The organism is Magnetospirillum gryphiswaldense MSR-1 v2 (assembly GCF_000513295.1).
Taxonomy (GTDB): domain Bacteria; phylum Pseudomonadota; class Alphaproteobacteria; order Rhodospirillales; family Magnetospirillaceae; genus Magnetospirillum; species Magnetospirillum gryphiswaldense.
Genome location: NC_023065.1, coordinates 1,498,650 through 1,511,249 on the forward strand (window position 1 = coordinate 1,498,650; position 12,600 = coordinate 1,511,249).

13 protein-coding genes are annotated in these 12,600 nt (G+C 63.4%); 8 read left to right on the top strand and 5 right to left on the bottom strand.

Annotated elements, in window-relative coordinates; translation table 11 throughout:
• Positions 1-22 precede the first annotated feature (22 nt).
• On the bottom strand, positions 23-1,141 hold the full coding sequence (gene apbC, locus MGMSRV2_RS07190) for an iron-sulfur cluster carrier protein ApbC (RefSeq protein WP_024079700.1): 1,119 nt from the start codon (positions 1,139-1,141) through the stop codon (positions 23-25).
• 228 nt (positions 1,142-1,369) lie between these two features.
• Between apbC and hflK the strand changes: the two genes are divergently transcribed.
• The 4 genes from hflK (at position 1,370) to MGMSRV2_RS07210 (ending at position 5,119) form a co-directional block, all read left to right on the top strand.
• On the top strand, positions 1,370-2,524 hold the full coding sequence (hflK, locus tag MGMSRV2_RS07195) for an FtsH protease activity modulator HflK (protein ID WP_024079702.1): 1,155 nt from the start codon (positions 1,370-1,372) through the stop codon (positions 2,522-2,524).
• Positions 2,521-3,387, top strand: coding sequence for a protease modulator HflC (gene hflC, locus MGMSRV2_RS07200; RefSeq protein WP_024079703.1), 867 nt, complete (start codon positions 2,521-2,523; stop codon positions 3,385-3,387). The genes hflK and hflC overlap by 4 nt, the downstream gene beginning before the upstream one ends.
• A complete protein-coding gene (locus tag MGMSRV2_RS07205; RefSeq protein WP_024079704.1) occupies positions 3,384-3,584 on the top strand; it encodes a DUF2065 domain-containing protein in 201 nt (66 codons plus the stop codon). The genes hflC and MGMSRV2_RS07205 overlap by 4 nt, the downstream gene beginning before the upstream one ends.
• A 68-nt stretch (positions 3,585-3,652) precedes the next feature.
• Positions 3,653-5,119 (top strand): DegQ family serine endoprotease, encoded by a 1,467-nt coding sequence (locus tag MGMSRV2_RS07210; protein WP_052588889.1) that lies wholly within the window; start codon positions 3,653-3,655, stop codon positions 5,117-5,119.
• Positions 5,120-5,365: 246 nt separating this feature from the next.
• Here the strand turns inward: MGMSRV2_RS07210 and MGMSRV2_RS07215 are convergent, their stop codons facing one another.
• Together MGMSRV2_RS07215 and MGMSRV2_RS07220 are read right to left on the bottom strand one after the other, a co-directional pair.
• Positions 5,366-7,279, bottom strand: coding sequence for a propionyl-CoA synthetase (locus MGMSRV2_RS07215; RefSeq protein ID WP_024079706.1), 1,914 nt, complete (start codon positions 7,277-7,279; stop codon positions 5,366-5,368).
• A gap of 289 nt (positions 7,280-7,568) precedes the next feature.
• On the bottom strand, positions 7,569-7,745 hold the full coding sequence (locus MGMSRV2_RS07220; RefSeq protein WP_084027972.1) for a YdcH family protein: 177 nt from the start codon (positions 7,743-7,745) through the stop codon (positions 7,569-7,571).
• 137 nt (positions 7,746-7,882) lie between these two features.
• Here MGMSRV2_RS07220 and MGMSRV2_RS07225 point away from each other — a divergent pair, with 137 nt between their 5' ends.
• Positions 7,883-8,449, top strand: a complete 567-nt coding sequence (locus tag MGMSRV2_RS07225) for a UbiX family flavin prenyltransferase (protein WP_024079708.1) — start codon at positions 7,883-7,885, stop codon at positions 8,447-8,449.
• 159 nt (positions 8,450-8,608) lie between these two features.
• Here the strand turns inward: MGMSRV2_RS07225 and MGMSRV2_RS07230 are convergent, their stop codons facing one another.
• Positions 8,609-9,703: an ATP-dependent 6-phosphofructokinase gene (locus MGMSRV2_RS07230; RefSeq protein WP_024079709.1), complete on the bottom strand. Its 1,095-nt coding sequence runs from the start codon at positions 9,701-9,703 to the stop codon at positions 8,609-8,611.
• Between the two features lie 98 nt (positions 9,704-9,801).
• Here MGMSRV2_RS07230 and MGMSRV2_RS07235 point away from each other — a divergent pair, with 98 nt between their 5' ends.
• Together MGMSRV2_RS07235 and MGMSRV2_RS07240 are read left to right on the top strand one after the other, a co-directional pair.
• Complete coding sequence (locus tag MGMSRV2_RS07235) at positions 9,802-10,008, top strand: YdcH family protein (RefSeq protein WP_024079710.1); 207 nt, start codon at positions 9,802-9,804, stop codon at positions 10,006-10,008.
• 37 nt (positions 10,009-10,045) lie between these two features.
• Positions 10,046-11,224, top strand: coding sequence for a multidrug effflux MFS transporter (locus MGMSRV2_RS07240; protein ID WP_024079711.1), 1,179 nt, complete (start codon positions 10,046-10,048; stop codon positions 11,222-11,224).
• Positions 11,225-11,232: 8 nt separating this feature from the next.
• Here the strand turns inward: MGMSRV2_RS07240 and MGMSRV2_RS07245 are convergent, their stop codons facing one another.
• Complete coding sequence (locus MGMSRV2_RS07245; protein WP_024079712.1) at positions 11,233-11,964, bottom strand: GGDEF domain-containing protein; 732 nt, start codon at positions 11,962-11,964, stop codon at positions 11,233-11,235.
• A gap of 119 nt (positions 11,965-12,083) precedes the next feature.
• Here MGMSRV2_RS07245 and purE point away from each other — a divergent pair, with 119 nt between their 5' ends.
• Positions 12,084-12,599, top strand: a complete 516-nt coding sequence (purE, locus tag MGMSRV2_RS07250; RefSeq protein ID WP_041633513.1) for a 5-(carboxyamino)imidazole ribonucleotide mutase — start codon at positions 12,084-12,086, stop codon at positions 12,597-12,599.
• The last annotated feature ends 1 nt before the right edge of the window (position 12,600 follow it).

Genomic DNA, 12,600 nt, shown 5'->3' on the forward strand with positions numbered 1-12,600 from the left:
CCGGCATCCCCTTAAGGTGGGCTTATTGGAAGCTGATCTTCGGCCCCTTCTTGGCGCCGCTTTGGATCAGTTGCACCTTGTCCCACACCTTCTTGGCGATATCGCGATAGGCCTTGGCGTGCGAGCTGGACGGCTTGGACACGACGATGGGCTCGCCACGATCGGCGGTTTCACGGATGACGATATCCAACGGCACTTCGCCCAAGAAGTCGCACGACAGCTTGGCCGCTTCCGCCTTGGCGCCGCCATGGCCGAAGATATGGGCCTCGTCGCCGCATTTCGGGCAGATGTAATAGGACATGTTCTCGATGATCCCCAGCACCGGGATATCCACCTTGCGGAACATGTTGAGCCCCTTCCGGGCATCGAGCAGGGCGATGTCCTGGGGGGTGGAGACGATGACGGCGCCGGTCAGCGGCAAATTCTGGCTGATGGTCAATTGGGTGTCACCGGTGCCCGGCGGCATGTCGATGACCATCACGTCCAGCTCGCCCCACTGGACGTCGCGCAGCAATTGCTGGATGGCGCCCATGACCATGGGGCCGCGCCAGATGATCGGGCTGTCCTCGGGCACCAGGAAGCCGATGGACATGCACTTGACGCCATAGCTTTCCATGGGCAGCAGGGTCTGACCGTCAGGGCTGACCGGCTCGCCCTCGATGCCCAGCATGCGCGGCATGGAGGGGCCGTAGATGTCGGCGTCGAACAGGCCGACCTTCAGGCCCTGCTGCGACAGCGCCATGGCCAGATTGGTGGCGGTGGTCGACTTGCCGACACCACCCTTGCCCGAGGCCACGGCGATGATCGCCTTGACGTCGGGCAGCAACGGGCGTTCCGCCCCCTGCTGGCCATGACCATGATCGTGACCGCCCTTGGGGCCACCATGGACGTGGCGTTCGGCGGTCAGCACCGCCGACACGGTCAGCACGCCGGCCAGATCGTGCACCGCCTTTTCGGCGGCCTTGCGCAAGGGCTCCAGCTTGGGGCCGCGCTCGGGCTCGACCTCGATGGCGAAGGTCACGTGACCGTCCTTGACCACCACACCCGACACCATGCCCAACGACACGATATCCGCTCCCTTGTCGGGATCGACGATTGTCTTCAGCGCCTCAATAACCTGGCTTTCGGAGATCACGGCCATGAACGTCCTCTTTGTTTGTTGCAGTGCGATAGGGCGAGCCGGTGCACAATAGTTTACTCATATAAGCAGCCGCCTTGACTTTGGAAAGCCCCCCAAGCGCGCTGCCTTGAATCATGTCATTGTTGCTCCATATGGGCACAAACCCGCCCCGCTCGCCAGCGTGCGTTGCGCCGGGCGGATGGGTGGCCTATAAGGCCAGGAACGACGATTGAACCAAGAGGAACGCGCATGCCTTGGAATTCCGGTGGAAACGGTGGCGGCCCCTGGGGCGGCGGTGGCGGTAGCGGCGGCAATGGCGGCGGCGGCAATAGCGGTGGCCCGTGGGGCCGTGGCCCCGGCAACGGCGGCGGCAACAACAACGGCCCCGACATTGAAGACTTGATCCGCCGCAGCCAGGACAAGCTGCGCAGGGCCATGCCCGGCGGCGCCGGCCTGGGCAATCTGGGCGGCAAGGGCTTGCTGCTGCTGGTGGCGCTGGGCGTCGCCGGCTGGGCGGCGACCGGCATCTATCGGGTTCAGCCCGACCAGCAGGGCGTGGTCCTGCGCTTCGGCCAGTGGGTCGACACCACCGAGCCGGGCCTGCGCTATCACCTGCCTTATCCCATGGAAAGCGTGCTGCTGCCGCAGGTGACCAAGATCAACCAGCTGCAATTGGGCTTCCGCGCCGTCGGCGATTCGCGCTTCGAGCGCAATTCGGGCCGCGATGTGCCGGAGGAAAGCCGCATGCTGACCGGCGACGAAAACATCGTCGAGGCCGATTTCACCGTGTTCTGGCAGATCAAGGACGCCGGCAAGTACCTGTTCAACATCCGCGACCCCGAAGGCACGGTCAAGGTCGCCGCCGAAAGCGCCATGCGCGACATGATCGGCCGCAACCCCATCCAGGCGGCTTTGTCCGACAAGCGCCAGCCCATCGCCGATGCCGCCAAGGTGGAATTGCAGCGCCTGCTCGATTCCTATGACGCCGGCATCCTGATCACCCAGGTGCAGTTGCAGAAGGTGGAGCCGCCGGCGGCGGTCATCGACGCCTTCAACGACGTCCAGCGCGCCCGTGCCGACCAGGAACGCGCCCGCAACGAATCGGAAGCCTATCGCAACGACATCATCCCCCGCGCCCGCGGCGAGGCGGAAAAGATGGTCCAGGACGCCGAAGCCTATAAGGAACAGGTGCTCAACCAGGCCCAGGGTCAGACCAAGCGCTTCATGGCGCTTTTCGACGCCTGGAAGCAATCGCCCGAGGTCACCGAGCGCCGCCTGTACCTGGAAACCATGGAAGACGTGATGAAGGGATCGCACAAGATCATCATCGACCAATCCAAGAACGGCCAGGGCGTGGTGCCCTATCTGCCGCTCAACGACCTGAAGAAGGGAGCCGCCCAATGAACCCGCGTTCGCTGCCCTTCATCGCCGCCATCATCGGCGGCCTGCTGATCGTCGCCGGCTCGTCCCTTTACGTGGTCAATCAGGCCGAACAGGCCCTGGTGCTGCGCCTGGGCGCCCACCGTGCCACCATCAAGGAGCCGGGCCTGCACTTCAAGGTTCCGTTCATCGAGGACGTGGTGCGCTATGATCTGCGCCTGCTGCCCTTGGACCCGCCGGCGGAAGAAATCATCCTGGGCGATTCCAAGCGTATCGTCGTCGATACCTTCGCCCGCTACCGCATCGAAGACCCGCTCAAGTTCTATCAGGCGCTGAAGAACGAGACCAACGCGCGGGGCCAGATGTCGCAGGTGGTGTCGTCGGCCATGCGCCGGGTGATGGGTCAGGTGATGCTGCCGTCGCTGTTGTCGGACGAACGCACCCGCATCATGGAAGATATCCTGCGCGAGGTCAGCGAACGCTCCGCCGCCTACGGCATCGTCGTCGCCGACGTACGTATCCGCCGCGCCGATCTGCCGGAAGAAACCAGCCAGTCCATCTACGACCGCATGAAGTCGGAACGCGAGCGTCAGGCCAAGGAACTGCGCGCCCAGGGTTACGAATGGGGTCAGCAGATTCGTGCCCGCGCCGACCGTGAAAAGACGGTCATCCTGGCCGAGGCCGAACGTCAGGCCAATTTCCTGCGCGCCAAGGGCGACGTCGAATCGTCGCGCATCTTCAACGAAGCCTACGGCAAGGATGCCCGCTTCTATAAGTTCTACCGCTCGCTCGAAGCCTATCGCACGGCGCTGACCAAGGACACCACCATGGTTCTGTCGCCCAACAGCGAGTTCTTCGACATCTTCAACGGCCCCAACCGCCGTTGACCGAGTTCCTGACCGCCCTGTGTCTGGCCGTGGCCATCGAGGGAATCGCCTATGCGGCGTTCCCCGATGCCATGCGCCGGACCATGGCGAAAATCGCGCTGATGCCCTCTGGCTCCTTGCGCCGTATCGGCCTGGGGGCGGCCATAATCGCCATCGGCGGGTTGTGGCTGCTGCGATCCGCCTTGATAACGCCATAGTTTCCTATAAACGTTAGTGTCGAGCGCGTTCCTTTTCACTGAGGAGGGTTCCTTTGGTGCCCAATCCCATGACAGTTTCCCGCCGGTTGATGGTTTGCGCCGTCACCGCCGCGGCCATTTTCGCCCAAGCCGCCGCCGCCACCGCGCGCGAAGCGCCCGGCAGCTTCGCCGATCTGGCGGAAAAGCTGCTGCCGGCGGTGGTCAACATCTCGACCACCCAGACCATCAAGAACCCCGAGCGCATCCCCGAGATGCCGCAATTCCCGCCCGGTTCGCCGTTCGAGGATTTCTTCAAGGAATTCATGGAACGTCAGGCGCGCCCCGACGCGGCGCCCAAGCGCGCCACCTCGCTGGGTTCGGGCTTCGTCATCGATGCCGCCGGCTATGTGGTCACCAACAACCACGTCATCGCCGACGCTGACGAAATCACCGTCACCCTGCATGACGACACCACCCACAAGGCGACGCTGATCGGACGCGATTCCAAGACCGATCTGGCGGTCCTCAAGATCGATCCGGGCAAGAAGACGTTGACGGCGGTGCCGTTCGGCAATTCCGACCAGTCGCGCATCGGCGATTGGGTGCTGGCCATCGGCAATCCCTTCGGCCTGGGCGGCACGGTCACCGCCGGTATCGTCTCGGCCCGGGCGCGCGACATCAATGCCGGTCCCTATGACGATTTCATCCAGACCGACGCCTCCATCAACCGAGGCAATTCGGGTGGACCGTTGTTCAATTCCGCCGGCGAGGTGGTGGGCATCAACACCGCCATCTTCTCGCCCTCGGGCGGCTCCATCGGTATCGGCTTCGCCATTCCCTCGACCCTGGCCAAGCCGGTGATCGACGACCTCAAGCAATTCGGTCGCACCCGGCGCGGCTGGCTGGGCGTGCGCATCCAGTCGCTGGACCCGGAACTGGCCGAATCCATGGGCCTGACCGAATCCAAGGGCGCCCTGGTCGCGTCCGTCAATGCCGGCGGCCCGGCGGCCAAGGCCAATCTGAAGCCCGGCGACGTCATCTTGAAGTTTGACGGCCGCGACATCACCGAAATGCGCAAATTGCCCCGCATCGTCGCCGAAACCGCCATCGGCAAGAAGGCGCCGGTGGAAATCTGGCGCGACGGCAAGCGCGTCATCGTCGACGTGGCGGTGGGCGAATTGCCGGAAGAGCCGGAGGAAGTGGCCAGCAAGTCACCGGAAAAGCCGCAGACCCAGGCTCAGGGCCAGGTCATCGCCGGTACCGGCCTGACCGTGTCGGCGCTCAACCCGGCCTTGCGTGAACGCTTCGGCCTGGAAGAGGACACCGCCGGCTTGGTGGTGACCGAGGTCAAGGACGGCCCGGCGGCGGAAAAGGGCATGAAGCCCGGCGACGTCATCATCGAAGCCGGCAACAAGCCGGTGCGCAACCCCGCCGATCTGACCAAGGCGGTGGAAGCGGCGAAGGCGTCGAGCCAGAAGTTCCTGCTGTTGCGGGTGGAAAACCCGCAGGCGCTGCGTTACGTGGCGCTGCCGCTGAGTGACGGCAAGAAGAAGTAAGCGAAAAAGGGGGGCTTCGGCCCCCCTTGTCATCCGTGAAAAAGTCCGCAGGTTTCGCCCCGGTGTACTTTTCCCCGATTTGAATAAGGAAAACCCGTGCGGGAAGCGAACTTTCCGCGCGGGTTTGCTTTTTTCAAAAGCGAAAAATAGGCGCAGGGGCGGCATGCCCACCCTTCCAAGGTTCGACACGCAAAAAAATACGGGGGGCCGAAGCCCCCCGTTTTTATTCGAACACCGTGACGATGATTATTCCACCGCCTCGGTGCGGGCCTTGGAATAACCGATGCTTTGCAGGCTCTCGTCGATTTCTTCCAAGATGGCCGGATCGTCGATGGTCGCCGGCATCTTGAAATCCTGGTTGTCGGCGATCTTCTGCATGGTGCCGCGCAGGATCTTGCCGGAACGGGTCTTGGGCAGACGCTTGACCACGGTGCAGCTCTTGAAGGCGGCGACCGGGCCGATGACTTCGCGCACCAGCTTGACCACTTCCTTGATGACGTCGTCATCCGCCTTGGTGACGCCGGCCTTCAGGCAGATGAAGCCCAGCGGCAACTGCCCCTTCAACTGGTCGGCGACGCCGATGACGGCGCATTCGGCCACATCCGGGTGGCTGGCCAGCACTTCTTCCATCTGGCCGGTGGACAGACGGTGACCGGCGACGTTGATGATGTCGTCGGTACGGCTCATGACATAGACATAGCCGTCTTCATCGATCATGCCGGCATCGGCGGTCTTGTAGAAACCGGGATATTCGGCCATGTACGATTCGAAGAAGCGCTGCTCGGCATTCCACAGGGTGTAGAAGGTGCCGGGGGGCAACGGCAGCTTGACCACCAGCGAACCGGTCTGGCCGGGCTTGCACTGGTGATGGCCTTCGTCCAGCACCTGCAAATCCCAGCCCGGAGCGGCCTTGGTCGGCGAGCCGGGCTTGACCGGGAATTCGTGCAGGCCCAGGCAATTGGCGGCGATGGCCCAGCCGGTCTCGGTCTGCCACCAGTGATCGACCACCGGAACCTTCAGATTGGTCTGCGCCCACTTGATGGTATCGGGGTCGGACCGCTCGCCGGCCAGGAACAGCGCCTTCAGGCTGCTCATGTCATACTTCTGCAAAAGCTCGGCGTTGGGGTCTTCGCGCTTGATGGCGCGGAAGGCGGTGGGCGCGGTGAACAGCGCGGTGATCTTGTGCTGGCTGATGACGCGCCAGAAGGCGCCGGCATCGGGGGTGCCCACCGGCTTGCCTTCATAGACCACGGTGGTGGCGCCGTGCAGCAAGGGCGCATAGCAGATGTAGGAGTGGCCGACCACCCAACCCACGTCGGACGCGGCCCAGAACACCTGGCCCGGCTCGATGTTGTAGACGTTCTTCATGGTCCACTTCAGCGCCACCATGTGGCCGCCATTGTCGCGGACCACGCCCTTGGGCTGACCGGTGGTGCCCGAGGTGTACAGGATATAAAGCGGGTCGGTGGCGGCGACGGTCACGCATTCGGCCGGGGCGGCCTTGTCGGCCTCGCTCCAGTCCACGTCGCGACCGGCGACCATGGCGGCGGCCACTTGCGGGCGCTGCAAAACGACGGTATGGGCCGGCTTGTGATCGGCCAGATCGATGGCATGATCCAGCAGCGGCTTATAGGGAATGACGCGGGCGGTTTCGATGCCGCACGAAGCCGAGACGATCACCTTGGGCTGGGCGTCGTTGATACGGGTGGCCAATTCGTTCGAGGCGAAGCCGCCGAACACCACCGAATGCACCGCGCCCAGACGGGCGCAGGCCAGCATGGCCACCACCGCTTCCGGCACCATGGGCATGTAGACGAGGACGCGATCGCCCTTGTCCACGCCCAGACCGCGCAGCAAGCCGGCGAACTTGGACACCTGATCCTTCAGCTCGGCATAGGTGATGGTACGGACGGTATCGGTGACCGGGCTGTCATAAATGATGGCGGCCTGAGTGCCGCGACCGTCTTCGACGTGCCGATCGACGGCGTTGTAGCAGGTATTGACCTCGCCACCGGTGAACCAACGATAGAACGGCTTGCGCGAATCATCCAGAACCTTGTCCCAGGTCTTGTTCCAGTGAATGTCCTTGGCGGCATCAGCCCAGAATCCCTCGGGATCCTTCAGCGAGCGCTCGTAAGCCTGTTGATACGCATTGGTCATTGGTGCCGTTCCCTCTGCTTTAACGAACTATCCTCGTGGTTGGGGTCCAGCCCCTCCCTTCGAGGCGGCAAAGATGCACCAGACGCGAAATTTTTGCAAAGGCACATTGAGAGTAAGTGCAACAGAACCCCACTTATTTCCGCTGCAACGCCACAATATGTCGTCTTAACCCAGGAATTCATCACCGGAATGCGGAAATAAAATAACCTGCAATCGCAAACTAAAAACGCAAAAGCACCCGCCGGGCCATGCCCGGCAGGTGCCTTGAACAGCTTACGATTCCTGACGATCAATGCGGACTGGCGCTACTAAAGCGCGTCAACTCGTCCTTGATGCGCAGTTTCTGGCGCTTCATATCATTGATCTGGCCTTCATTGGGAAAGGGACGGCGCGCTTCCGCTCGGATGGCGGAATCAAGCGCGGCATGGCGGACTTTCAAAGACTCGATCCGGTCCTGAAGGCTCATTACAATCCTCCCTGCATATGGGCTAAGGTGGATAGGGTAAGACAGCGGACCAAGCCTTGTCAGCAAAAAAATCGTGCTTTATGCCGTATTGCAGGCGCGAAGACAACCCCTATTTCGATCCATTGGGAGAAAGTTTGATGAACGTACATCCGCCCCGTCTGGTGGTCGGCATCAGCGGCGCCTCGGGCATCGTCTATGGCATCCAGGCCTTACGGGTATTGCGACGCCTGGGGGTGGAAACCCATCTGGTGGTCAGCAAGGCGGCGGAAATCACCTTGGCCCACGAAACCGACATGAAGGTGGCCGAACTGCGCGCCCTGGCCGATCATTGCCACCGGGCCGAGGATATCGCCGCCGCCCCCGCTTCCGGCTCGTTCCGCACCCTGGGCATGTTGGTGGCGCCGTGTTCCATCCGCTCCATGAGCGAGATCGCCAGCGGCGTCACCACCTCGCTTCTGACCCGCGCCGCCGACGTCGCCTTGAAGGAACGCCGCCGGCTGGTGCTGATGGTGCGTGAATCCCCCCTGCACGCCGGGCATCTGCGCACCATGCTGCAACTGGCGGAAATGGGCGCGGTGATCGCCCCTCCCCTGCCCGCCTTTTACGCCAAGCCGCAAAGCCTGGACGACATGGTGGCGCACAGCGTTGGGCGGGCGCTGGATCTGTTCGGCCTGGATGCCGGCATCAATCGCTGGGGGGAATAGTCGTCCGTGAAAAAGTCCCTCGGCTTTGCCTCGGTGTACTTTTCCCCGATTTGAATAGGGAAAACCCGTGCTCAAGCAAGCTTTCCGCGCGGGTTTGCTTCTTTTCGAAATGCGGAAAAAGGTGCGGGAGCGCCGATGGCCCCCCCCGCCGACGCCGAATTACGCCTTCATCTCGCCGATATAGATGCCCAGGCCCCGCGCCGTATGGGCGATGGTGCCGAAGGGGTCGACGGCGCGGGTGATGCCGGCGATTTCCGACAACGGCACGTCGACCACCTGGCCATGCTGCCAGGCGACCATGCGGTCCATCTTGCCCTGGGCGATCAGGTCGACGGCGTGGACACCGAAGGCCGAGGCGACCAGACGGTCGCGCATGCCCGGAGTGCCGCCGCGCTGCACATGACCCAGCACGGTGACGCGGGTTTCCGCCTCGATCATCTTGCCCAGGCGGGCGGCCAGATATTGGCCGATGCCGCCGTAACGGAACTCGCCATCGGCCTGCACCTGGGTCACCGGCAGGCCGGTTTCGGTCTTGCAGCCCTCGGCCACCACGACCAAGGCGTGGTTGCGGCCCTCGTGGTTGACCTCGGCCAGCTTGGCGACGATGCCTTCCAAGGAATAAGGGATTTCCGGGATCAAGATGACGTCGGCACCACCGCCGATGCCCGAGGAAAGCGCGATATGGCCGACGTCGCGGCCCATCAGTTCCAGGATCATGACACGGTGATGGCTGGCGGCGGTGGGGGCCAGCCGGTCGATGGCCTCGGTCGCCACGCCCAAGGCGGTGACATAGCCGATGGCATAGTCGGTGTGGGCGACGTCGTTGTCGATGGTCTTGGGGATGCCGACCATGGGCACGCCGCCTTGCTTGCACAGCTTGTTCAAGATGCGCATGGAGCCGTCGCCGCCGATGACGATCAGCGCATCCAGGCCCAGTTCCTTATAGCCCTCGACGAATTCCGCCGAGCGGTCCTTGGTGGTGCCGTCGGGCATGGGATAGGCGAAGGGGTCGCCCTTGTTGATGGTGCCCAAGATGGTGCCGCCCATGCGCAACATCTCGCCCGAGGCCACCGACAGGTCGAATTCGCAATAATCCAAAGGCCGGTTCATCAGCCCCAGGCTGCCGTCGCGGATACCGAACACCCGCCAGCCATAGCCCCGGATGGCGCGATGGACAACGGCACGCAGGGCCGCGTTCAGGCCGGCGCAATCGCCGCCGCTGGTCAAAATGCCGATACGCTTGGACTTGCTCATAGGACACCCCGCAATGTTCATGACCTTACCCATACCGTTTCACGCCAAGTTCTGCTAGTGTCAACGACGCTTCAGACTGCAAGTGTCGCCAATTCATAATGATCGACGAAAACATCGAAGAAATCCGGCGCCAATTGGCGGAACTGATGACCGAACATCGTGATCTTAACGATGTCATCGACCGTATCGCCGTCGATCCCCTGCAGAACCAGTTACAGTTGCAGCGGCTGAAAAAACGCAAGCTGGCGCTCAAGGATCAGATCGCCAAGCTGGAAAACCAGATGATTCCCGACATCATCGCCTGAACAGACAGCGGCGAAGCCCTTTCGCCCAGGACATCCCATGCCGGCGCCATCGCGACTGATTGTCATTATCCTGGGCATTTTCACTGCCCTGGCCCCCCTGGCCATCGACATGTATCTGCCGGCACTGCCGCAGATGCAGACCGATTTCGCCGCCAGTTCCACCCAGGTGCAGATTACCTTGGCCGCCTTTCTCGCCGGTTTCGCCCTGGGGCCGGCGCTGTACGGCCCCATTTCCGACGGTTGGGGCCGTAAGGGGCCGCTTTATGCCGGCCTGATCATCCACACCCTGTCGTCCCTGGCCTGCATGATGGCGCCGTCGGTGGAAATCTTCACCATCGCCCGCTTCTTTCAGGCCATCGGTGCCTGCTCCGGCGGCGTCATCGGTCGCGCCATGGTGCGCGACCTCTACCCGCCGCAAGAGACCCACCGCGTCTATGCCACGCTGATGCTGGTGATGGGCGCCGCCCCCATCATCGCCCCACTGGCCGGCGCCTGGTTGATCAATCTGCTGGGCTGGCGCTCGATTTTCGCCACCCAGGCGATCATGGGCGGGCTATGCCTGGTGCTGCTGCATCACTGGCTGGCGGAAAGCCACCCGCCGCATCTGCGCCGGCGTTCCGGCTTCATCGGCGCCCTGGTCGCCTATGGCCGGCTGTTGGCCGACCGTTCGTTCATGGCCTATGCCCTGGCCGGCAGTTTCGGCATGGCCGGATTGTTCACATACATTTCGGGCTCGCCCTTCGTGCTGATCCAGTACCACAACCTGCCGCTGGAGCAATTCAGCTGGGTCTTCGCCGCCAACGCCTTCGGCTTCATCATCGCCGGCCAGATCAACGGCCGGGTGCTGCATGGACTGGACCGCCACAAGGTGCTGGCGGTGGCGCAATGGGCGCAACTGGCCCTGGCCGCCATGCTGGCGGCGGTGGCCGCCAGCGATTTCGCCGGCGTGATCGGGTTGTCGGTGGCGCTGTTCGCCACCATCGCCTGCATGGGCTTCATCGCCCCCAATTCCTCGGTACTGGTCATGGCCCCTCGGGGTGGCGCCATCGCCGGCACCGCTTCCGCCCTGATGGGCATGCTGCAATTCACCATCGGCGCCGCCGCCTCGGCCCTGGTCGGCCTGCTGCATGCTCATTCCGCCCTGCCCATGGCAATGGTGATGCTGGGCTTCGCCGTTCTCGGGCCGTTATCGCTGAAACTGCTGCCGAAGGGATAGGGGCGCTCTCAGCCCATGCCGCGGCGATGGCGGTCGGCAGCGGCGACCACCTGTTCCGCCCCCTCGCCGGCACCAAGCACATGCAAGCCCCAAGCCGGCTGCAACGGGATACGCTGGCCCAACCAGGTAAAGGGCGGCTCGGCCATGTGGCCGACGATTTCATCCAATTTGTCACGCGCATGGCCGTAATCCGAGCCGGGCAACAAAATGGCGAAGTCCGACCCGCCCAGGCAGCCGACCATGTCGGTGGTGCGCAGGGCGCCGATGACGGTGGCGCAGATATGGCGCAACGCCCCTTCGCCGGCGGCTAGACCGTGCAATTGCCTAAGCGCCTCAACCCCAGCCACCTGCAACAGGGCGACCACACCACGCCCGCCACTGCCCAGATAGGCATCCAACTCACGCATGAAGGCGCGTCGGGTCAGGCAGGGAACGACGGAATGGCGGTCGGATTGCTGTTCCAGCCAGGTCTGGCGACGGTTGGATTGCTCGGCCTTCCAGCGCAACCGCTCGAGTTCGGCCAAAAGCGGCTGCAAGGCATCCAGGATTTCAGGGGTCAGCCGATCCGCCGGCAGCCCCAGGACCAGGGCCGCGTCCGATGCCGTGTGCGCGGGGGATTTGACCGGGTTTTCATAGGCATGGGGCGGCAAATGGCGACGCTGGCCGTCATACCCGTCCCGCGCGTATTCGTGAATATCCCTGGTTCGCGACACTTTTTCTGTGCGGTACTCGTCGCCCATGGCGCCCCCCGGTGTTCTTCCGGTTCAAGCGCGAAGTGTAGCACAAGCAAAGCAATGCTTGCACGGTTTACGCCGATTTCTATAATCCGTCCCTTTCCTGGCCCGGAAAGTAAATGGATATGAGCCCAAGCACCCCCGTCATCGGCATCATCATGGGTAGCCAATCCGATTGGGAGACCATGCGCCACGCCGTAGAAGTGCTGGTGGACCTCGGCGTTTCCTACGAAACCCGCGTGGTATCCGCCCATCGCACGCCCAAGCGGCTGTACGACTATGCCACCGGGGCCAAGGCTCGCGGTCTCAAGGTCATCATCGCCGGTGCCGGCGGCGCTGCCCACCTGCCGGGCATGGCCGCCGCCATGACCACCTTGCCGGTGCTCGGCGTGCCGGTGGAAAGCCGGGTGCTGAAGGGTGTCGACAGCTTGCATTCCATCGTTCAGATGCCCGGCGGCGTGCCGGTGGGTACCTTGGCCATCGGCAAGGCCGGAGCCACCAATGCCGGCCTGCTGGCGGCGTCGATCATCGCCCTGATGGACCCGGGCCTGGCCCAGCGGCTGGAAGACTGGCGCACCCGCCAAACCGAATCGGTGGCGGAAATGCCCGTCGATGCCGACAACCCGCATCTGGTCGTCTGAG

Coding starts and splice junctions, on each gene's coding strand:
- MGMSRV2_RS07230 (WP_024079709.1), bottom strand. CDS start 9,703: ATGAGCAAGTCCAAGCGTATCGGCATTTTGACCAGCGGCGGCGATTGC.
- apbC (WP_024079700.1), bottom strand. CDS start 1,141: ATGGCCGTGATCTCCGAAAGCCAGGTTATTGAGGCGCTGAAGACAATC.
- MGMSRV2_RS07220 (WP_084027972.1), bottom strand. CDS start 7,745: ATGAGCCTTCAGGACCGGATCGAGTCTTTGAAAGTCCGCCATGCCGCG.
- MGMSRV2_RS07210 (WP_052588889.1), top strand. CDS start 3,653: ATGACAGTTTCCCGCCGGTTGATGGTTTGCGCCGTCACCGCCGCGGCC.
- MGMSRV2_RS07245 (WP_024079712.1), bottom strand. CDS start 11,964: ATGGGCGACGAGTACCGCACAGAAAAAGTGTCGCGAACCAGGGATATT.
- hflK (WP_024079702.1), top strand. CDS start 1,370: ATGCCTTGGAATTCCGGTGGAAACGGTGGCGGCCCCTGGGGCGGCGGT.
- MGMSRV2_RS07235 (WP_024079710.1), top strand. CDS start 9,802: ATGATCGACGAAAACATCGAAGAAATCCGGCGCCAATTGGCGGAACTG.
- MGMSRV2_RS07225 (WP_024079708.1), top strand. CDS start 7,883: ATGAACGTACATCCGCCCCGTCTGGTGGTCGGCATCAGCGGCGCCTCG.
- hflC (WP_024079703.1), top strand. CDS start 2,521: ATGAACCCGCGTTCGCTGCCCTTCATCGCCGCCATCATCGGCGGCCTG.
- MGMSRV2_RS07215 (WP_024079706.1), bottom strand. CDS start 7,279: ATGACCAATGCGTATCAACAGGCTTACGAGCGCTCGCTGAAGGATCCC.
- purE (WP_041633513.1), top strand. CDS start 12,084: ATGAGCCCAAGCACCCCCGTCATCGGCATCATCATGGGTAGCCAATCC.
- MGMSRV2_RS07240 (WP_024079711.1), top strand. CDS start 10,046: ATGCCGGCGCCATCGCGACTGATTGTCATTATCCTGGGCATTTTCACT.